The following is a 20,597-nucleotide window of genomic DNA, read 5'->3' as shown; positions in this document are numbered from 1 at the left end:
GGTTGAACCTCGGTTCAACCCATCGGTTGACCCGCCGGGTGGGCGCGGTCGCCTAAGGTCGCCGACGTGTGGCTGCACAGAGCGATGCACGCGGGCTTCTACGTGCTGCTGACGGCGTCGGCGGCGCGGTACGTCGCGTACCACGGCGCCGATCTCGTGGTGCTCGGCCTCGCGCTCGCTCTCGCCGTGTTCTATCCCGCGAGCGTGCGGTGGACACGGGCGTTGCCGGTCGTGCTCGCCGTGTGGCTGGTGCTGGTGTGGCTGGCGCCGAGCTTCGGCTGGTGCGCGATCCCGTTGTTCTTCCAGTGCCTCCGTCAGCTCAAGCCGCGGGTGGCGCTGCCGATCGCGGCCGTGCTGACGGCGGCCGTGGTGCTGGCCCAGATCAGGCTGGCGGCGACGTTCGACTGGTCGCTGGTGCTCGGCCCGGTCGGCGTCGCGGTGCTGACGGCGGCGGTGTTCTTCGATCGCGCCCGGCTCCTGCACGAGGCCGGGGTGCTGGAGGAACGCCAACGCCTCGCCCGCGAGATCCACGACACCCTGGCCCAGGGCTTCTCCAGCATCAACCTGCTGCTGTCGCTCGGGGAATCCGAGCGGGCCGCCGAGGTCGCGCGCGAGAACCTGGGCGAGGCGCGCCGGTTCGTCCGCGACCTGTCGCCGATCCAGGGCACGCTGATCGACGCGCTGCACCGGCTGGTCCCGCACGTGGAGGTGGACGGCGACCCGTACGCCCTGAGCGTGCAGACCGAGGTGGCGTTGCTGCGGGTCGCGCAGGGCGCGGTGGCCAACGTGGCCGAGCACGCGGGAGCCAACAGGGTGGCGATCACGTTGTCCTACCTGGGAGACGCGGTGACGATGGACGTGGTGGACGACGGCCGCGGTTTCGACCCGTCGGCGGTCCAGACCGAGGACGGCCGCGGCTACGGTCTGGCGTCCATCCGCGGGCGCATCGCCGAACTGGGCGGCACCGTGTCCGTGGAGAGCGCGCCGGGGGAGGGAACCGCGGTGGCCGTGACGGTGCCGACGCCATGAAGGTGCTGGTGGTCGACGATCACCCGGTGGTCCGGTTCGGACTCGTCGGCTTGCTGTCGCGCGACTTCGAGGTGGTCGAGGCCGCGAACGGCGAGGAGTCCGTGCAACTCGCGTCCACTGTGGACGTCGTACTGATGGATCTCCAGCTGGGCAGGGGAATTGACGGCGTGGAGGCCACCAGACAGATCCGCGCGATGGAGAACGGGCCGCAGGTCGTGATCCTCACGACGTACGACTCGGACGCCGACATCGTGCGCGCGGTCGAGGCAGGCGCGATCGGCTACCTGCTCAAGGATTGCGCCCCGGAAGAACTCGCCAGGGCCGTGCGCACCGCCGCCACGGGCCAGACCGTGCTCTCCCCGGACATCGCGCAACGGCTGCTGGGCCAGGTCCGCGACCCCGCGCCCAAGCTCAGCAAACGCGAGATCCAGATCCTCGAGAGCCTCGCCAAGGGCCTCGCGAACCGGGAGATCGCGAAGGAGTTGTTCATCAGCCAGGCCACGGTGAAGACCCATCTGGTGCGGATCTTCGCGAAGCTCGGCGTCGAGACCAGGACGGCGGCCGTGACGACCGCCGTGGAACGCAAGCTGATCCGGCTCTAGCCGCTTCTCTTGTCCGCTGCGGCGCTCAGCACACCGGCGACCTGCGTCAGCAGGATGCCGCGGCTGAGCCGTTGCTGGAGCACGCTGAGGACGCGCCGGTTTTCCTGCCGTCGAACGGCCGTGTCCCAGCGGAGTTCGACCTGCGCGGCCCATCTGGAGGACTCCCTCCGGGCTTGCGTTAGGGCGTACTGGACGTCGATGTCGTTGAGCACCAATGGATTGAGGTCCGGGATCAGTGAGAGCAGATGCACTGCTTTCGCCGCCGCTCGTCTGCGCGACGTCGCCCGTACGACATGGAGCAGCTGGGCGGCGATGTGCTGGTCCTCGCCCATCAGTTCCCAGAGTGTTTCGGGGTACTGCAGCATCGACAGGAGGCACAGTCGCGTCGGCAGGTCCCGGTCGGGGAAGCCGAGTCTGGCGAGGCCGATGACGATCGGCACCTGCATCGGGCCGAAGTCGCGTTGGCTCAGGCGTGCCGCGATCTGACAGACGACCTGCCGGAACTCGTCGAGGTCGGCGGGAAGCGGGCGATCAGGGCGCAGCGACTCGTGCAGCAACTCCGCCAGCATTGGCGTCACGTCCACGCCCGGAATGAGAGCGGCGTCGGCGATCGAGGCGAGGAACGCTGGTGGCAGCGGATCTGTGCTGATGCGGGTCAGTCTGGTCAGACGCATAAGGAATTGCGCACGCTGTGATGGAAATTTGACAGCTCGTGCGTGGTTTACAGCCTCCGTGATCAGACTGTCGTTAGTCACCTTTGCTGCAATATCAAAGGGGTTGGGGTAAGGGAATGCCAGTTGCGCGAGTATCTCCGCGCCGAACGGGCGGACGTCCTTCTTCTGTTGATTGAGCGGAGCGGAGCGCATCATCGGTGAGAGCGTGGAGAGTGCCCACTCGACCTCGGGGTTGCGCGCCAGCAGGTTCAGCCGGAACAGAGTCTCCAAAGAAGGGCTGAGCCGCAACATCTCGAGAGGTATGCGCAGCCCGTTGCTCATCGAGATGGCCAAAGCGTCGTTGTCTGCTGTCCTGGTGATGACGACATCCGTCAGCAGCTGCCAGGACTTCGCAGGCAAGGTTGCCTGCCAGAGCGCCGTGAGCCGCGTCCATTCCTCTCGTGGATCGGGAGAGTGCGGGAACAGCATCTTCGGAGTGGCTTCCCCGCCGAAGATGAGGACGAGCAGCAGCAGGTTCGCCGTGCGCAGACTGAGCCGCGCGGGGATCGTCGGCATACGGGGTCGATACCCCGGCACGTCGCCCCAGTTGTCGACGAGGAGTGTTTCCCGAAGCGCGTGTGCCAGCAACACCGTGACGGCCCGCAACGTGGCTGGTGCCGTGCCCTTAGTCGCGTGTTGCATGAAGGACGTGACCGTGTTCCTGGAACACAGCAGCTCGAACGACAGCAGCGCACCCAGGATGCTGAAGTCGGGCTCGTTGCTCTTCACCCGCAGCGTGCGATCGCCACGTCTGCTGTCGTCGTAGATGTCCATGACCACCCGATGGGTGAGCCTCGCGACCAGGTACTCGCCGAACGTCGCATGCAGGAACTCGTAGGCGCTTTTCGTCCTCTCTTCGACACCGTCGACGGAAGTCGCCTGGGACACGTGGACGAAGAAGAAGCGGCTGACCAGTTTTCTCGCCTTGTCCGGCAGCGTGACGTGCCGGACCGGGGACGAGTCGAACGCGTCCAGGTCCGCTGCGAGCTCGTCTTCGAGAACGGCCTGGCTGCCCCTGTTGAACATGGCGAACGCCGCGACAGCGAGGGTTTCGAGCTCCTTCTCCACGAACTGTTGAAGCTCGTAGTCCTCGGCGTTCGGATGCAGTTTGCGGGTCTCGCGTTCGGCGAACGACGTGAGCAGGCGTTCGTAGAGATCCGCGTCGACCAGCTTGTCTCCCTCTCGCTGGAGTGCGTTCTCATGTGCGTCGTAGAGCGCGAGCATGAACAGCAGCAACGGCTGGACGGCTAGTCCTCGGTGCGTCAACGCGATGGACAGCGGCAGCGGATTCTTGCCCGAGGTGCGGAAGTGGCCGGCGTGGTGGCGGTTCCACCGGTTGAGCCAGCGCGCGACACGCTTGTCGTCGAACGGTTCGATCCTCATGATCGGGGTCGCCTGAGGTATCCGCACGCGCTGCGCGACGATCGTCCTGCTCGTCACGATCACGATGACGGGGCGGCCCATGATGGCCTCGCCCCGCTGGAACTCGCGCACCAGTTCCAGGTAGTCCGCGCGACTGACCGCGCTGCTCTGGATCAGTTCGTCGAGTCCGTCAAGGATGACCACGGGCGACTCGGGCCGTGCCACGCGAGCGAGGTCCGACCACTCGATCCGCCGGGTCAGCGCCGTCTCGATGGCGGAGGACAACTGCTTGTAGATGGGTGCGTCGGCGGCCACCGCACGGAGGTCGACCCGGACGACCGGTCGCTTCATCGCGCCCAGTCGCGCGGCGAGCACTCTGGTCAGCGCGGACTTCCCGGTACCGGGGTGTCCGAGGATCAGCAGCGGCAGCCTGCCGGCAGACGGTGTCGTGAGGTAGCGGATGAGGAACTCCTGTATCTCCTCCCGGATCTGCAAGCCGTCCCACCACTTGTCCTCGTGTGGCAGACCGGTGCCCGAGTCGTAGGACGTGACGCGGTAAGCCGGGTTGACGTAGGAGTCGCGCAGCGTCGGAAGGCTGGGCAGTCCGTGCCCGCTGTCGCCGATCTCCTTGTCGATCTCGGCTTCGTACACCATGGCGAGTTCGGTCCACTCGTCCTCGGCCGTGCTCCCCGTGGCAGTCAGTTCCGCGATCGCGGTCAGCCCGGCCAGCCCGGTGTTCTTCTGGCCCAGCCTGTCCCGGATGCTGCCGATCGCCCCGACGTGCCGGCCGTCGCGCGGATAGGAGGAAGGCTGCCCGTCACCGGGTCCGTCCCGCAGCAGCGTCCAGATCGTGAACTCCGGGCTGCTGTCCGCCACCGCCAGTACCTGGTTGTGGTAGCGCTGGAACACGAGGTGGGCCAGTCTCTCGGTGTCGATGCGCTCGGCGGCGGTCGGCCAGATGACGAAGAGGCAGTTGCTGATGTGCGCGGCTGAACGCCAGAACGTCTCCAGCAGGCGCCAGCCGAAGTCGTCCCACAGTTCGGTGGGCTGGGGGACGGGTATCAGCGTGCCGAGCAGGAGACTCGCCGTCGTGTCCCGTTCGGCCTCCGAGGCCTTGCCAGCCCAGTTCCACTGATGCGGACCTACACGGATTCCTGCCTCTTCAGCCCAGTGCAGGTCCGCCGTCTCGGTGAAGACGGCCAGCAGAGCGAGAACCGTGTGGGCGGCGATCATCACGTCGCCCTTGGTGGACCGGTCCGCGGTGCGCAGCCTGGTGATGGCGATCCGCCCCAGTTCGGCGAACGATCGTTGCAGGTCACTTTCGGGATCGAACAGCCCGGCGGTCAGCACCTCCGCGAGGGAGTCCCCTTCAGGGGTGGGATCGTTCTGGGCGGATTCCACCCATCTGGCGATTTGGTTCTCGCACGGTTGGAGAGCTCGGACGGCATCCGCGAGAGTTTGCGTGTGAGCCATCAGTCTCGTCCCGCGTGCGACTCCATCGCGGTGCGCAGCAGGTCGAGCACGGCGGCCGCGTCGAGCGCCCGCTGGTGCACGTCCGCCGGCGTCGGACCGGTGAAGGTCCAGCCGAACCGCTGATCGGCGTCCGGCCCGTACCTGAGGTGTGCGTGCACCGCGCCGCTCTGAGGTCGTTCGTCGCGCGTGTGCTCGCGGACGACGCCCAGGAGCACCGCCCGGTCCGCGGTGTCGCGTGTGGACAGACGGAGCGGCTCGAACGTCTCGAAGGCGATCACGAGATCGCCCAGTGAGACCGTCCGCGCCACCTCGTCGATCTTCACGTCCGGCAGTGCCTCGCGGAGGTCGTCATGGGCGTCGGCGAGGATCTCGTCCAGGTCGGCCAGTGCTCGGCGGCGCAGGCCGTCCTGCCGCTCGGTGTCGGCCTCGGCGGCCGAGGCCGAGGTCTGCCGGGTCATGAGGCGTTGTTCGACGCCCAGTGCCGCGTTGACGAGGGAGTCCTGCTGGGGTGTCAGGGCGTACGGCGCGAGCCCGTCGTACACCGCGCGGGCGTCCTGGGGGCGTTCGGAGGGGCGCTTGTGCAGCAGGCGCAGGACGTGGCGGGCGATCTTGGGGGAGAGGCCGTCGAGGGAGGGTGGCGCGTCCTGCAGGTGCTGGCGCCGGAAGTCGTCCTCGGGGCCCTTGAACGGCAGCTCGCCGGTGAACACCTCGAAGGCCAGCACGCCCAGGGCGTACAGGTCCGACATGGCGTCCGCCGGGTGGTTGAGCCACAGCTCGGGGGCCGTGTACGGATCCGTTCCATACGCCGCCAGGGTGTAGGTCCCGGTCGCCTCCGAGAGGTCCCTGGACAGGCCGAAGTCGGCGATCTTCCAGACAGGGCCGAACTTCAGGACGTTGGCGGGCTTGAGATCGCGGTGCACGATGCTCTGCCGGGAGAGCTGCTGGAGACCCAGGGCGACCTGGCGCACCACGTCGACGCCGGCCGCGGTGGGGAACGGCTCTTCCACCAGAGCGGCTTTCAGCGACTTCTCCGCGCGGGGCATGACGATCAGCAGGTCGTCGTCCAGGAAGCGGTAACCGTGGGGCAGGACCAGGTGGCTCGTGTCGTGGCCGGACCGGTTCGCGCGCAGCAGACGTTCGACGATCTCGATCTCGCGGTCGCGTTGCCGCTTCTTGCTCTCGGTGGGGCGGGGCAGGGAGATCTTCTTGATGGCGACGGACGTGCCGTCGGCCGCCAGACCGGCGAACACCTGGCCCATTCCGCCCCGGTCACCGATCGGGGTGTCCTCGTCCAGACGCCACTCGGCTCCGTCGTTGTCCTCGAAGCGGATCATCGACCCACATGCCCCTTCCTCCGTGCGCGACGCGATCAGGACGTTCGTCGATCGCGCGCGCCGGGGCGTTTCGAGGGCTGGGAAGTACTACTCGTTTGGAGCAGTGAGGTCTGGTGGCGTGGTGTTGGTCAGGCGGGCGTCCGGCTGGCTGCCCGACATCGCGAGTACGCCCCGCAGCACCTGCAACAACTTCCGCAGGCCGCTCGGCTTCTTGCGGTCGATTCCGCCGATCACCTGCTTCAGCACGGACAGCTGGTCGAAGTAGATCCGCTCGGTGACGAGGTTCTCGTCGGCGTCGAAGATGAAGTACGCGTTCATGCGCGTGCGGTGCTTGCCGCCGGTCGCCGGGATCTTGCCCAACGGCCCGAGGTGCGTGCCCAGCAGCCAGAACTCCACGATCACGGCGTCGACGCTGTGCCGGAACGAGATCAGCTCGTGGTGCTGGTCTGGGAACGCCACGCGCGTGTCGGTGTAGTACTGCCGCACCGCGTCGTCGCCGTCGTGCACGACCATCTGCGCGATGATCTCGTAGTGGGGGTGGGGAAACGTCGAGAGCGTGGCGTCCCAGTCGTGGGCGACCTCGTCGCGGAAGTGGTCCAGCACGAGCTTTTCGCGGGCGCGCAGGACTTCCTCGGGTGGCAGGACGAAACGCGAAGGCATCGGAAGCTCCTCAGTGGACGATCTGGCCGTGGCTGAACGTGGGTCTGGTGCCGGGGTTCGTCCAGGCGCCGGTGAGTTCGCTGGAGGGGAAGAACTGCACGAACCGCGGGTCGGCCTGGCTGCGGTCGGCGAGCGTCTTCTCCAGGATGATCGAGTTGTACTGGTCGGCGGTGCTCTCGACGGTGTTCGCGTTGAGCACGACCTCCTGCTGCCACCGGCGCGTCCACGACGCGAGGCCGGGCAGCTTCGAGTGCTCGGGCGTCAGCGCCTCGGCGGCGATCACGTTCTCGCTGCTCACCCAGATGCCGGTCGAGGTGTTGACGACGAGGCTCTGGTTGCCGAACACGTGGCCAGGCGTCTTGATCACCGCGACGCCCGGTCCCAGCACGACCGAGCCGTCGATCGGCAGGAACGCGTCCCGCGGCAGGTCGCGGTAGGTGTCCGGCTGGTACCAGGGCTTCTGCAGCGGGTGCAGTTCGGTCAGGGCCGCCAGTTCGTCGCGTTGCACGATCACCTTGGCGTTCGGGAAGTACGGCGTGGCGCCGATCCAGCGCCGCAGGTCCTGCGTGTGCAGGTGGTCGAACATCAGGTAGTCGACGTCCTCGGGTGCGATGCCGAGCCGTTCGAGGTGGCCGGGCACGGTGCCGTGGACCTTGACCACGCGCCGTTCGATCACGTCCGGCGTCCGGCTCGACAGGTCCTCGAAGTACGGCGTGTACCGGCCGTACTCGTGGTCGCTCGGCTCGAACAGCAGGATGCGCTCGCGGCCGTTGTCGTGCCAGCGGATCACCAGCATGCGGTTCGTGATCGACAGGAACGGCGCGATCGCCCGCGACGCCCTGAACAGCCCGAACCGCGTCGGGTACGGCAACGTCACCAGGTCGCGCGTGACGATGCTGTCCGGCGTGCCGGTCGTGGCGAACTCCCGCCGGAACGCCTCGCCGCGTTCGCGCACGACCCGCAGCCGCGCGCCCGGCCCGCCCTCGACGTCCATCTTGTCGAGCGTGTCGATCCTGGTGAAGCTCATCATCCCCTCCAATACCCACAGTGTGGGTTAATTTGGAGGTTAAACCCACGGCGTGGATATCCGCAAGGCACAATGGCCGGGTGACTGAACCGCGCCGAGGGCGTCCGCGCACGCCGCTGCTGTCCCGTGAGTCGATCGTCGCGGCGACGCTGCAGGTCATCGACGTGGAAGGCGTCGCGGCCGTGGGCATGCGCTCCGTCGCGCGGGCGCTCGGGGTCGACGCGAAGAGCCTCTACAACCACGTCGACGGCAAGGACGGCCTCCTCGACGCCGTCGCCGAACACCTGCTGGGCGGCCTGGTCCTGCCGGAGCCGACCGGTGACGCGCGTCGCGACCTGCACGCCATCGCCGACGCGTTCCACTCGCGCGCCCTGGCCCATCCCGGCGCCGCGCCGCTCGTGCTGACCCGTCAGCTGTCGTCGCTGGAGGGCCTCGCGCCGGTCGACGCGGTGCTCGCCGTCCTGCTGGCCGCGGGTGCCTCGGCCCAGGAATCCGTGCACCTGCTGCGGATGCTGCTCGCCACGTTGATCGGCACGTTGCTGCGCGAGGTGTCGGCGGCACCGACGTTCGGCGGTGACGACGGGGCGCGCCGCGAAGTGCTGGAAGCCGCCGGGCTGACCTCGGTGGTCGCGACGGCGCCGCACCTCGCGGAGTTCGACCGCGACGCGGAGTTCGAGTACACGGTGGACCTGGCGATCACCGCCGTGCTGGACCGGATCGGTCAGCGGTCGGGGCCCAGGTCCTCGTAGAGGCCCTGCAGCAGCCGCCCGGTCGGCTCGCCGCCGGACGTCTCGACCAGGGCCCAGCCGGGCTCGCCGGGGCCGGGGTCGTCGAGGAAGTGCAGGGCGGCGAACAGCGATTCGAAGGCGACCATGCGGGCGAACGCCCGCAGGTCTTCCGGCGCCGCTCCCCACGCCAGCAGCCGCTCCTGCGCGGCCTCGCCGACCTGGTGGGTCTGGCCGTTCGGCGGGCCGTGCTCGTCGACGATCGCCCACATGCCGCGCAGGAACCGGGATCGAGCCTCGTCGTGAACGTCCATGCCGGACAGCATGCCGGTTGATCTTCAAGAAGCGCGCTGGGCCGAACGGCGGCAGACTTCCCCGAGTGAACCATCGACGGTGGCCCGTGGTCGCGGCGGCGGGGTTCGTCTTCGCGGCGATCGTGTACGTGCTCGCGGTGCTGACGAAGGCCGGCCAGACCATCGAGAACGCGGCCCTGCGCGGCGCCGACCAGGACAACGTGTCCGAATCGGACGCCGCCTGGAACGCGCTCGGGCAGATCACGATCTACTCGCTGGCTGCGGCGGTCGTGGCGGTCGCCCTCGTCGGTGTGCTCAGAAAGCGCTGGGACCTCACGATCGCGGCGGTTGGGGTGATCGTCGCGGGCCAGGTCGTCGTGCAGGCGCTCAAGCGGTTCGTCCTGCCGCGCCCGGCGCTGGTCGAGGTCACCGGCGATTACGCGCACAACAGCCTCCCGAGTGGACACACGACGATCGCGATGACCGTGCTGTTCGCGGCGATCATCGTGGTGCCGTGGAAGTGGCGCGGCGTCATGCTGTTCTTCGTGCTGCCGTGGGCGACGGCGATCGGCCAGTACACGCTGACCGCGAAGTGGCACCGTCTCAGTGACACGCTCGCCGCCGACGGCATCGCGCTCGCCATCGCGGCGCTGGCGGCGTGGTGGTTGCAGCGCAAGGGATCCCTGGAGCCCTACATCGGACCGCGCCGCGTCGGCCGGGTCGTGCTGGTGGTGTTCTGGTCCGCCATCGCGGTCATCACGCTCGCGCTGGGCGCGATCCTGTGGGTGTTTCCGCTGGCTCAGGAGGGTCTGAACGCCGACGAGTGGGTCATCTACCTCGGCGCGGGCTCGTTCGCCTCGGCCGGGTCGCTGATCGCCGCGCTCACGTACCTCGCGTGCTGGCGCCGAATCGCCTGACAACCAGTTGATCTCTCGCACGTCCTGTCCTGTGGAGAGGTTTCCGAAGAAGGGGACAGGACGTTGAGCGTTAACCGACGTGCCGTGCTGGCATTGGGCGCCGGAGCGGCACTGGCCGTGGCCGTGCCCACCACCGCACAGGCCTCGACGGTCACCGGCAAGCTGCGTGAGCTCGAGAAGCAGCACAACGCGCGCCTCGGCGTGTTCGCGACGGACACCGGCTCCGGTCGCACGGTGCTGCACCGGGCGGACGAGCTCTTCCCGATGTGTTCGACCTTCAAGGCCATCGCGGCGGCGGCGATCCTGCGCAAGGACCGCGACGGATCGTTGCTGAACAAGGTGATCACCTACACGAAGTCCGATGTGGACAAGTCCGGCTACGGACCGATCACCGGCAAGCCGGAGAACCTCGCGAACGGCATGAAGATCTCGGCCCTGTGCGAGGCGACCATCACCTACAGCGACAACTGCGCGGCGAACCTGCTGCTCAAGGAACTGGGCGGCCCCACGGCCATCAGCCGCTTCAGTCGCTCGATCGGTGACCCGGTCACGCGCCTCGACCGCTGGGAGCCGGAGCTGAACTCGGCGGAACCGGGCCGCGTCACGGACACGACGTCGCCGCGCGCCATCGGCCAGAGCTACGCGCGCCTGACGCTGGGCCACGCCCTCAACTCGAACGACTCCGACCAGCTCGTGAAGTGGTTGCTGGCCAACACGACCGGCGGCAACCGCGTCCGCGCGGGTCTTCCGGCGGCATGGGGCTGGGGCGACAAGACCGGCACCGGCGACTACAGCACCACCAACGACGTCGGCATCGCGTTCCCGCCCGGCCGTGCGCCGATCGTGATCGCCGTGCTGTCGACGAAGAAGGACACCCCGAAGGGCGGGGCCGACGAACCGCTGCTGGCCAAGACCGCCGAACTCGTGGCGGCGTCGTTCAGCTGATCGGCACCCCAGAGCCTGGTGAACGGCCTGGAACAGCCCGCGGGCTGTTCCAGGCCGTTCTGATCTCGTGGAACGACGCGGATCGTCGAATCGCTGGTCGAATGCGGAACGACCGGCTACGGTTCAACGCGAATCTCGTTCACGTTCCCAAAGGCGGCGGCGATGCGGCGAGCAGTTCTGCTGGTGGTCCTTTTCCTCTTCTCCCTGGTGGTCACACCGGTGCGCGCGGAGTCGTTCGACGGCTCCGAGCTGCGGGTGTCCGGCGGGGTCTTCCGCGACGAACACGGCCGTGAGGTGGTGTTGCGCGGCTTCAACGTCTCCGGAACGGCGAAACTCGCCGAGTACCGCGGGCTTCCGTTCGCGAACACGGCCGACGCACGCAAGTCAGCGCAGGCGATGAAGCAGCTGACCGGCGCGAACGCCGTCCGGTTCCTGCTCACGTGGGCGTGGATCGAACCGCAGCGCGGCCAGATCGACCACGCCTACCTCGACGGCGTCACGAACCAACTGCGCCAGTTCACCGACCTCGGCATTCGCGTCTACCTCGACTTCCACCAGGACCTGTACTCGCGCCACCTGTTCAACAAGGACAGCTGGTACACCGGCGACGGCGCGCCGGCCTGGGCGGCGAGCGGTTACCCCAAGGAGTCGTGCGGACTCTGCTTCCACTGGGGCCAGAACATGAAGAACAACAACGCCGTCACCGCCGCGACCTACGACTTCTGGCACAACCGCGACGGCGTGCAGGACTCGTTCGTGAACGCGGCCGGCGAGGCGCTCAAGCACGTCAGGGAAGCCTTGCCCGCCAACGAGTTCAAGCTCGTCGTCGGCGTCGACCCGCTGAACGAGCCCTATGCCGGCAAGTACGACGCCGGCCAGACCTCGCAGACGTGGGAGCGCGACCTCCTGATGCCGTTCTACCACCGCTTCCGCGCCGAGATGGACGAGGCGGGCTGGGCGGCCAAGCCCGCTTTCGTGGAACCGCTGGTGTTCTGGAACCAGAACGTGGACTTCTTCGCCGAACCCGGCGGCCTCACGCTCGTTCCCGGCCTCGGCGAACGGTTCGTGTTCAACGCGCACTTCTACGACGGCAAGGCGCAGTCGGGAGTCCTGATGCCGGGCAAGGCGGGCGACGGCCAGTACACCGAGGCGTTCGGCACGATCCGTCAGCGCGCCGCGGCACTGGGCACCACCGCGATCGTCTCCGAGTTCGGCCACCCGGTCTCGGGCTACACCTCCGACAAGACGCCGTCCGTGCTCAAGGCGATCTACCAAGGCCTCGACTCGACGGCATCGGGCGCGCGCTGGTGGTCGGCGCCGCGCGGGAGCGTGATCTCGGGCAGCCAGTGGCACTGGGACACCAACTACGGCCGCCACCACGAGCTCATGAACGACAACCCGGGCAAGGTGAAGACCGACGGCGACGCCATGAACGACGAGCACTTCTCGGCGGTCAAGCTCGACGCGGCCGGCAACGCGGTGCTGAACGTCGACCGGGCGATCGTCGACCGCGTCTACCCGCAGGCCGTCGCGGGCACGACGCTCGCGTTCACCTACGAGGACCGCGCCTACCAGACCTGGCAGCAGATCCCGCTCCCCAACGTCCGCGCGCTGGTCGGCTCAGCCCCGTTCGCCGTGATCGTCTGGGACTCGAACGGCGGCAGCGCGCCGACCGAACTGCACCTGCCGGAGTCGCTGCGCTCGCCGTTGGTGATCAGCTCGGTGCCGTCGGCCGTCAACGGCGACAAGCTGCTGCTCCACGGAGGCCAGGGACGGCAGTTCGCGCTGATCACAGCCCCGTCCGGTGGCAACGTCGCCGCGGCGGAGGCCGAGATTCGACAGTGGTACGTAAGCTGGTGAAGTGCGAACTAGGCCCACTCTGAGCTGGTCGAACCCGGGCCCGTCACTGCCGCGCGCCTCCACCCTCACCGACGTCGTGCCGATCGTCGCTGAGGGTGGGGTGCTGGTGCTCAGCGGTGCCGGCCTCTCCACGGAGTCCGGCATCCCCGACTACCGCGGCGAGGGCGGGTCCCTGCGCAAGCACACCCCGATGACCTACGACGAGTTCACCACCAGCCAGGCGGGCCGGCAGCGCTACTGGGCACGCAGCCACGTCGGCTGGCGCACCATCGCCCGCGCGCACCCGAACGCGGGCCACCACGCCGTCACCAGGCTGTCGGCCAAGCTCTCCGGCGTCATCACCCAGAACGTCGACGGCCTGCACCAGGCCGCGGGCTCGTCGGACGTCGTGGAACTGCACGGTGGCCTGGACCGCGTGATCTGCCTGGACTGCGGGCTGCTCTCCCCGCGCATCGACCTCGACCGCCGCCTGCGCGAGGCGAACCCCGACTTCCACGCGACGACGGACGAGGTCAACCCGGACGGCGACGTCTTCCTGCCCGAGGAGACCGTGAAGGACTTCGTGGTCGTGCCGTGCGCGGAGTGCGGCGGCGTGCTCAAGCCCGACGTCGTGTTCTTCGGCGAGAACGTGCCACGTCCGCGCGTCGAGCAGTGCTACGAACTCGTGGACAACGCCCGGTCCCTGCTGGTCCTCGGCTCCTCGCTGACGGTCATGTCCGGGCTCAGGTTCGTGCGCCGCGCGGCCACCGCCGGAATCCCGGTCGTGATCATCAACCGGGGCGAGACGCGCGGCGATCCGCACGCGTCGCTGCGCGTCGACCTGCCGCTCGGAAAATCGCTGACGGAGCTGGCTGAAGTCGTTGTAGGGTAAGGAATGGTGACCTTTTCGGTCGATGACGTGACGCCGGTGACCGACGCCCTGCCCACCCTCCCGATCGCGGAACTGTTCCCCGGAGCGCTCGCCACGGGAAGCAACGCGCGGATGCTGAAGCCCAACGGCGTGCACCCGTTGCTGCACGCCGTCGGCAAGGCGTTCGCCGAGCACCGGCCGCTGATCCTCTCCCCGGACGCGGTGTGGCTGACCATCGCGCGAGGCATCTCCGACCACGTGAAGCTCAACGCCGAGGAACTGCGGCCGATCCTGGTGGGTCACGAGGGCAAGGCAGTGCTGACGGTGGACTACGGCCCCGCCGACACGTGGGACTCCGTCGTCGAGGGGCTGGCGAAGCAGGTCGGCGACACGATCTTCGAGTGCGACTTCAGCACCAGCACCGCCGTCGACCGCCTCGCGGGCCGCGTCGCCATGATGGACGCCTACTCGCCCTATTACGGGTACTGGATGATCGGGGTCTGCGGCATCCCGTCGATCACGCTGACCGGCACGCCGGACGACTGGCGCAGGATCCGCGCCAGGATCGACGACCTGCCCAGGTTCGGCCTGGAGCACTGGTGCCGTTCGCTGCGACCGATCACCGACGAGTTCGTGCGTGCCGCCGAGGGGAACGCCGACAAGGAGTTCTGGCAGCGGATCTACAACCCGGTCGACGCCTACGGAGGCGACCACGTCACTGGCTGGGTCACGCGTTTCTACCCGTACCTGGACTTTCTCAGGGACGCGAACGTGCCCAATCCGATGCTGGATCTCCCGATCGGCGAACCGCGGGACGGCACCAGTCCGTCCGTCACCACGGACAGCGTGCCCGCCACCCTGTGCCGCGCGGTGATCAACGTGAACGACCGGCTCGACATCAGCGCGGTGGCGCTGGACGCGGGCCTGGCCGGTGTGACCCAGCACGAGGACGGCGCTCTGGAACCGGTGGCGGGCTGGGCGGTGCTGCCCTGGCCACCGGACATCGCGAGGGTGCTGGACCGCCTGGTCGCCGAGCACGAGTGGACTCCACCACGGCCGATGGAGCAGGAGGTGGAGCTGCTCGGGAACAAGATCACGTTGCGGCACCGCGTGCAGGGAGGCGGCGAGCTGATCGCGCTCTACCAGCGCGTCGGAACCGCGTCGCTGCACGGCGGCACCTGGCGGGTGCGTGCCTACGACGGAGGGAAGAGCGAATGGCTCGGCCGCTACCACGTCCAGCCCGTGTTCGACCTCGCGGACGGGCGGACCGCCGGCGAGATCACCGACTTCCCCACCAGCCGGACCCACTGGGTGATCTTCCGGTCCGGCGACCAGCCGCAGGACGTCCCGGTCCTCGGTTCCTCGCTCGCGACGCTGCTGGAGTCTCTGCTGGACCACGGCGAGGTCGGGCACCTGGAGACGATGAGGCTGTCCGACCTGGACTAGTGGTTCTGTGACCTGAACTGGTCCAGCACGCGTCGCTCCCGCTTCGTCGGACGCCCGGCACCCCGGTCGCGCCGCGCGATCGGAGCCTCCACCGGCGGCGGGGGAGTGCGGTCGAGGAAGCACGTGGCCGCGTCCGCCGCGCCGACCCGTTTCTGGATCACGCGCACGACCACGACCGTCCACGTCTTGTCGTTGACGCGGGCGCGGACCGTGTCTCCGGGAACGACGGTCGCCGAGGCCTTCGCGGGCTTGTCGTTGATGCGCACGTGGCCGCCCTTGCACGCCTGGGCGGCGTCCGGGCGGGTCTTCGTCAGCCGGACCGCCCACAGCCAGCGGTCGATGCGCGTGGACTCCACCCCGCCATCATGGCACTCTCGGAGATCATGAGGCTCCTGGCGGTCGCACTGAGCCTCGCCGGGTCACTCGCCCCGTCGGCCCGCTCGGTGAGCTCACCGGCCTCGCCCAGGAGAACGCGCTGGCCGAGGCGCTGCGACCTGTCTGCTCCCGGATTTCCCCGGAACTAGATGTCCACTGTGGACTGAAGGCCGAGCATCCGCGCGAGCCCTGACATTTCGAGCACCTTCGTCACCTGGCCGGACGCGGCAGAGAGCTTCAACCCACCCGCGGCGGCCGAGGCGCGGGCGTGGCCACGCACCAACGCGCTGATGCCGCTGGAGTCGCAGAACGTGACGGCTGTCAGGTCCAGCACCACGTAGCGGTGGCCCTGGTCGAGAAGGCGATCGAGCTTCGCGAGCAGCCGCTTCGAGCCTGGACCGGCGAGTTCGCCGGAGACCGCGACGAGGGTGGAGGCAGGCGACGACTCGGTCACCGTGACTTCGAGCATTTCGCAGCTGTACCCGGTGGTGGCCACCGCGAAACTGTTTCGCATGCGCGTTCTGCTGACCTCGTTGCCCAGTCGCTCCCACCTGGAACCAGTGGTGCCGCTCGTGAAAGCGTTCCGGGAGCGGGGGCACGACGCAGTGGTCGTGACGGCGCCGTACGACCTGAGTCCTCCGTCGTCGTGGATCCCCGAACGCGACGGCGTGCTGAAAGCGCCGTTCTGGTCGGCGGAGCTGGTGGTCACGACGGCCGCGAACGTCCTCGACTTCGCCCGCACCTGGCGCCCCGACGTCATCCTGCGCGAGACCAGCGAGTACGGCGGCCAGATCGCCGCCGAGGTGCTCGGCATCCCGCACGCGCTGGTCGACACGGCCCCGTTCGCGCCGCTGGAGATCCCGCTCCTCGACGAGCTCATGGACAAGGTCCGCGCGAAGTTCGGGGTCGGGGCGACCGAACCGGTCTTCACCGCGGGCCTGACCCCGGCGTTCTGGCATCCGGCCCAGCGCCACTTCCGAATGCCGATCGAACAGGACCGCGGGGTCGTCGCGTCGTTCGGCGCCCACCTGCCGTCCGGCTCGCAGTTGCCGCACGTCGTGGTGGAGGCGCTCGGCAAGCTCCCCGTCGCCGCGAAGGTGGTCGTCACGCACGCGGGCTACAGCGACGTGCGGGAGGCGCTCACCGCGGGCGTGCCGATGGTCGCGGTGCCGTTGTTCGCCGACCAGCCTCGCAACGCCGCACGAATTCAAGATCTCGGCACGGGCGTCCAGGTGGAGGTGAAAGGACTGACCGCGGCAGTCCTCGCTGATCGAATCCAGCACGTCCTGAACACGAGGACTTATCACGACGCCGCTGAGAGCCTGGCCGCGCAGATCGCCGATCTCGAGGAATTCACGAATATTCCGGACCACCTCGTATCCGCTGTGTGACCACATTTTGGTTTTGGCCAAAAGCTTCGACGGTAATTTAGACCGTCTGGAGACTGGTGGTGGGGCAGGTGCTTGTTGGGGAGAACAGGTCGCCTGACAGAGGGAAAAACAGGGGGAAACATGAAGAGGCACGTGCGCGACAGTTTCTTCGTCGTGGGCGAAGGTGTGCTGGAATTCGACGGCAAAGGTGAGGCCACCACGCGTCAGCCCTCCACGGCGGAGGAGTTGCGCAGGTTCCGGTTCTCGCGACTGGGGCCGAAAGGGCCGCGAACGGACGAGGAGACGCGGGTAGCCCTCGCGACCGCGATCACCGCGAACGTTCCGCAGCCCGATTCGGCCGACCCGGCCGTGCCCGCGGGGTTCACCTACCTCGGCCAGTTCGTCGACCACGACCTGACCATGGACCGCACCGAGTCGCAGCTCGGGCAGGACGTCAACCTCGACGAGCTGATGCAGGGCCGCTCGCCGGCGCTGGACCTCGACTCGGTCTACGGCCGCGGCCCGCGCGACAAGGACGACCAGGTCTTCTACGCCCAGGACGGCGTGAAGTTCAAAGTCGGCACCACGACGCCGGTGCCGTTCCCGGACGAGGGCACCAACGTCCCGTTCGAGGGCTTCGACCTGCCGCGCCGCGGTGGGACGGGCGGCACGGCGGCGGATCGGCGGCTGCCGCTGATCCCGGACGCCCGCAACGACGAGAACCTCGTGGTGGCGCAGACGCACCTCGCGTTCCTGCGCTTCCACAACCGCGTGGTCGACGAGCTCGCGCTCACCGGCCTCACGGGCGAGCGGCTGTTCCGCGCCGCCAAGGAACTCGTGGTGCGGCACTACCAGTGGATGCTGAAGACCGACCACCTGCCGCGGATCATCGACCCGGCGATCGTGGACGACGTCTTCACGAACGGCCGCAGGTTCTTCGAGGTGCCCGGCCGCAGCCGGCACGACTCGCCGACCATGCCGATCGAGTTCTCGGTCGCCTCGTACCGCTTCGGGCACAGCCAGGTCCGCGGCGCCTACGAGTGGAACCGCGTGTTCCGCAGCGGCGGACCGTTGCAGGTGCCGGCGTCGTTGTTCCAGCTCTTCACCTTCACCGGGGTGAGCGGCAACTTCGACCCGTCCTCCGCGCTGCCGGCCCACCTGGACGACGTGACCAGGGGCGACTTCTTCACGTTGCCCAGCAACTGGATCGCGGACTTCCGCAGGCTCTACGACTTCACCGAGGCGGACCGCGACGACCTGGTCGCGCCGGAGGAGTTCGACGGCGGCAACGTCACCAAGCGGATCGACACGCTGCTCGTCGACCCGCTGACGCAGCTGCCGGCCGGCACGTTCGGCGGCCGCGGCACGCAGTTCCGGGAGATCGAGCGCAACCTCGCGTTCCGGAACCTGACCAGGGCCTCGATGATGGAACTCGCCACCGGTCAGCAGATCGCCGAGCTGTTCGAGGTCGAGCCGCTCACCGCCGAGCAGATCCTCACCGGCAACGGCGGCGCGGTCCTCGACGGCCTGTCCGAACAGCAGAGGTCGCAGCTCGTCGAGGCCACCCCGCTGTGGTTCTACGTCCTGCGCGAGGCCGAGGTCGGCAACGGGCTGATGGGCCCGGTCGGCGGCAGGATCACCGCGGAGGTCTTCCACCGCGCGATGGAGGGCAGCCGGATCTCGATCGTGCGCTCGCCGTACTGGCGGCCCACGCTCGGCCCGGACTCCAGCACGTTCCGGATGGTCGACCTGCTGTTGTTCGCCTTCGAGGGCAAGGCCGACCTGTTGAACCCGCTGGGGGACCCGATCAGCTGATCTTTCCTCGCACCTCCTGTCTGGCTGGGTGGTGGCAGTCAGACAGGAGAGGGAGATCATGTCCAGTCCGGAAACCACACGCCGTGAAAGCGCGGAAGAACGCCTGACTCGTTTTGCGCGAGAGTCGGGAATTCCTCTGCTGCGCATTGGGCTGGGGGTCGTGTACCTCTGGTTCGGCGTGCTGAAGCTCTTTCCCGGTGGCAGCCCTGCCCAGGATCTCGTCGAACGCACGGTCTCCGTGCTGACGTTCGGGATCGTCCACGGGGATTTGGCCCGAGTGAGTGCCGCGATCACCGAGATCGGGATCGCACTGGTTCTGCTGAGCTTCCGCGCACCGCGATCGTGCGCGGTCCTGCTCGTCGGCCACGTCGTGCTGGTGTCGACACCGCTGGTGTTGTTCCCCGGCGAGATGTGGGCCGGTCCGCTGCAGGCGTCGTTCGAAGCCCAGTACATCCTGAAGAACCTGGTGACCGTCGCCGCCGCGGTGGTCATCGCCTCATCGCACCCGAGGGTGCGATGACCGGGAGCCGCTCGATCCTCGGGTCGGGCGGCTCCCGCCGTTATAGGTTTTCCTGATGGGGGCATCGTTCGCGCCGCTGGCGCATCCGTCTTTCCGCTGGCTTCTCGCTGGCCGTTTCACGACCATCGCGGGCAACGCCATGGCGCCGATCGCGCTGGCGTTCGCCGTTCTCGACCTCACCTCGTCGATCACGTCGCTGGGCATCGTCGTCGCCGCGCGGTCGCTGACCAACGTGGTGTTCCTGCTGTGGGGCGGTGTGGTCGCGGACCGGCTGCCGCGCCACCTCGTGCTCGCCGGGTCGTGCGCGGTCAGCTTCGCCAGCCAGGCCCTGATCGCCGTGCTCGTGCTGACCGGGACGGCGTCGGTGACCTGGTTCGTGGTCCTGTCGGCGGTCAACGGGATGTCGAGCGCCTTCTCCCTGCCGGCCTCCGCCGCGCTGGTGCCGCAGACCGTGCCCGCCGACCTGCGGCTGCAGGCGAACGCGTTGCTGCGCCTGGGGTTGAACTCGGCGCGCATCGGTGGCGCGGCACTGGGCGGACTGCTGATCGCCTTCACCGGTCCCGGCTGGGGCCTCGCCGTGGACGCGCTCTCGTTCGCGCTGGCCGGCGTGTTCTTCGCGTTCGTGCGCGTGCCCGCCGCCCGTGTCGCCGCCGAGCACAAGCCGTCCGTGCTGGGGGAGTTGAAGGTCGGCTGGACGGAGTTCGTGTCACGGCAATGGGTCTGGGTCGTGGTCGTGGCCTTCACGTTCGTCAACGCGGCCCTCGTCGGCGGCGTGATGGTCCTCGGCCCGGTGCTGGCGGACACGACGTTCGGACGGGAGATGTGGGGCCTGGTGCTGGCCGCGCAGACCGCGGGCATGGTCGCAGGGGCGTTCGTCGTGATGCGGATCAAGGTGCGGCGCCCGCTGCTGCTCGGGGTGGCGTGCGTGGCGGGGTTCGCGCTGCTGCCGGTGGCCATGGTCGTGCACCCGGCGCCGTGGCTGCTGCTGCTCACGTCGTTCGCGTCCGGGCTGGGCCTGGAGCAGTTCGGTGTGGCGTGGGAGGTGGCGTTGCAGCACCACGTGCCTGCTGACCGGCTCGCACGCGTGTACTCCTACGACATGCTCGGGTCGTTCGTGGCGATTCCGCTGGCCCAGCTCGCGATCGGGCCGGTGTCGCACGCGTTCGGGACGTCGGCGGCCCTGCTCGGGTGCGCGGCGATCTACCTGCTCGCGACCGCGGGGATGCTCGCGTCCCGGTCCGTGCGGTCGCTGGAGAACGTGCCAGAGCCGGTTCGCTGATC

General features: G+C 68.5%; 19 protein-coding genes. 12 read left to right on the top strand and 7 right to left on the bottom strand.

What is annotated here, in order from left to right:
* Positions 1-66: 66 nt before the first annotated feature.
* A complete protein-coding gene (locus SK854_RS03675) occupies positions 67-1,029 on the top strand; it encodes a sensor histidine kinase (RefSeq protein WP_319973505.1) in 963 nt (320 codons plus the stop codon).
* The gene (locus SK854_RS03670) at positions 1,026-1,631 is read left to right on the top strand and encodes a response regulator transcription factor (RefSeq protein WP_319973504.1); all 606 of its coding nucleotides are present in this window, start codon (positions 1,026-1,028) and stop codon (positions 1,629-1,631) included. The genes SK854_RS03675 and SK854_RS03670 overlap by 4 nt, the downstream gene beginning before the upstream one ends.
* Here SK854_RS03670 and SK854_RS03665 read toward each other — a convergent pair.
* The 4 genes from SK854_RS03665 to SK854_RS03650 all read right to left on the bottom strand — a co-directional run bounded on the left by SK854_RS03665 (position 1,628) and on the right by SK854_RS03650 (position 8,200).
* Complete coding sequence (locus SK854_RS03665) at positions 1,628-5,179, bottom strand: NACHT N-terminal helical domain 7-containing protein (RefSeq protein WP_406601715.1); 3,552 nt, start codon at positions 5,177-5,179, stop codon at positions 1,628-1,630. The two genes, SK854_RS03670 and SK854_RS03665, sit on opposite strands and share 4 nt — an antisense overlap.
* On the bottom strand, positions 5,179-6,513 hold the full coding sequence (locus SK854_RS03660; RefSeq protein ID WP_319973502.1) for a serine/threonine-protein kinase: 1,335 nt from the start codon (positions 6,511-6,513) through the stop codon (positions 5,179-5,181). The genes SK854_RS03665 and SK854_RS03660 overlap by 1 nt, the downstream gene beginning before the upstream one ends.
* Positions 6,514-6,600: 87 nt before the next feature.
* Positions 6,601-7,173, bottom strand: coding sequence for an ester cyclase (locus SK854_RS03655; RefSeq protein ID WP_319973501.1), 573 nt, complete (start codon positions 7,171-7,173; stop codon positions 6,601-6,603).
* 10 nt (positions 7,174-7,183) lie between these two features.
* Positions 7,184-8,200 (bottom strand): MBL fold metallo-hydrolase, encoded by a 1,017-nt coding sequence (locus SK854_RS03650; RefSeq protein WP_319973500.1) that lies wholly within the window; start codon positions 8,198-8,200, stop codon positions 7,184-7,186.
* Between the two features lie 80 nt (positions 8,201-8,280).
* Here SK854_RS03650 and SK854_RS03645 point away from each other — a divergent pair, with 80 nt between their 5' ends.
* Positions 8,281-8,949, top strand: coding sequence for a TetR/AcrR family transcriptional regulator (locus SK854_RS03645; RefSeq protein WP_319973499.1), 669 nt, complete (start codon positions 8,281-8,283; stop codon positions 8,947-8,949).
* On the opposite strand, the gene SK854_RS03640 is transcribed toward SK854_RS03645, so the two are convergent.
* The gene (locus SK854_RS03640; RefSeq protein ID WP_319973498.1) at positions 8,922-9,239 is read right to left on the bottom strand and encodes a hypothetical protein; all 318 of its coding nucleotides are present in this window, start codon (positions 9,237-9,239) and stop codon (positions 8,922-8,924) included. The genes SK854_RS03645 and SK854_RS03640 overlap by 28 nt on opposite strands.
* A 65-nt stretch (positions 9,240-9,304) precedes the next feature.
* Here SK854_RS03640 and SK854_RS03635 point away from each other — a divergent pair, with 65 nt between their 5' ends.
* From SK854_RS03635 to SK854_RS03615, 5 genes are all read left to right on the top strand, one after another.
* Complete coding sequence (locus SK854_RS03635; protein WP_319973497.1) at positions 9,305-10,135, top strand: phosphatase PAP2 family protein; 831 nt, start codon at positions 9,305-9,307, stop codon at positions 10,133-10,135.
* A gap of 63 nt (positions 10,136-10,198) precedes the next feature.
* On the top strand, positions 10,199-11,080 hold the full coding sequence (gene bla / locus SK854_RS03630) for a class A beta-lactamase (protein ID WP_319973496.1): 882 nt from the start codon (positions 10,199-10,201) through the stop codon (positions 11,078-11,080).
* A gap of 162 nt (positions 11,081-11,242) precedes the next feature.
* Positions 11,243-12,940, top strand: a complete 1,698-nt coding sequence (locus SK854_RS03625) for a cellulase family glycosylhydrolase (RefSeq protein WP_319973495.1) — start codon at positions 11,243-11,245, stop codon at positions 12,938-12,940.
* 1 nt (position 12,941) lies between these two features.
* Positions 12,942-13,811, top strand: a complete 870-nt coding sequence (locus SK854_RS03620) for an NAD-dependent protein deacetylase (protein WP_319973494.1) — start codon at positions 12,942-12,944, stop codon at positions 13,809-13,811.
* A 6-nt stretch (positions 13,812-13,817) separates the two neighbouring features.
* Entirely contained in the window at positions 13,818-15,236 is a 1,419-nt protein-coding gene (locus SK854_RS03615; protein WP_319973493.1) for a DUF4419 domain-containing protein, read from the top strand.
* Here SK854_RS03615 and SK854_RS03610 read toward each other — a convergent pair.
* Complete coding sequence (locus SK854_RS03610) at positions 15,233-15,592, bottom strand: RNA-binding S4 domain-containing protein (protein ID WP_319973492.1); 360 nt, start codon at positions 15,590-15,592, stop codon at positions 15,233-15,235. The genes SK854_RS03615 and SK854_RS03610 overlap by 4 nt on opposite strands.
* Positions 15,593-15,756: 164 nt before the next feature.
* On the bottom strand, positions 15,757-16,125 hold the full coding sequence (locus tag SK854_RS03605; RefSeq protein ID WP_319973491.1) for an STAS domain-containing protein: 369 nt from the start codon (positions 16,123-16,125) through the stop codon (positions 15,757-15,759).
* On the opposite strand from SK854_RS03605, the gene SK854_RS03600 reads away from it, so the two are divergent.
* The 4 genes from SK854_RS03600 (at position 16,124) to SK854_RS03585 (ending at position 20,595) form a co-directional block, all read left to right on the top strand.
* Positions 16,124-17,002, top strand: a complete 879-nt coding sequence (locus SK854_RS03600; RefSeq protein WP_319973490.1) for a glycosyltransferase — start codon at positions 16,124-16,126, stop codon at positions 17,000-17,002. The two genes, SK854_RS03605 and SK854_RS03600, sit on opposite strands and share 2 nt — an antisense overlap.
* Before the next feature lie 120 nt (positions 17,003-17,122).
* Positions 17,123-18,796 (top strand): peroxidase family protein, encoded by a 1,674-nt coding sequence (locus tag SK854_RS03595; RefSeq protein WP_319973489.1) that lies wholly within the window; start codon positions 17,123-17,125, stop codon positions 18,794-18,796.
* Between the two features lie 160 nt (positions 18,797-18,956).
* Positions 18,957-19,316 carry a hypothetical protein gene (locus SK854_RS03590; protein WP_319973488.1) on the top strand — a complete coding sequence of 120 codons (360 nt, stop codon included), beginning with the start codon at positions 18,957-18,959 and terminating at the stop codon, positions 19,314-19,316.
* A gap of 55 nt (positions 19,317-19,371) precedes the next feature.
* Complete coding sequence (locus SK854_RS03585) at positions 19,372-20,595, top strand: MFS transporter (RefSeq protein ID WP_319973487.1); 1,224 nt, start codon at positions 19,372-19,374, stop codon at positions 20,593-20,595.
* The last annotated feature ends 2 nt before the right edge of the window (positions 20,596-20,597 follow it).

Origin of the sequence: Lentzea sokolovensis, from assembly GCF_033949975.1 — a bacterium.
Taxonomy (GTDB): Bacteria; Actinomycetota; Actinomycetes; order Mycobacteriales; family Pseudonocardiaceae; genus Lentzea; species Lentzea sokolovensis.
The sequence above is the reverse complement of the archived record's forward strand: the minus strand, read 5'-3'. Positions and strand labels throughout refer to the sequence as shown.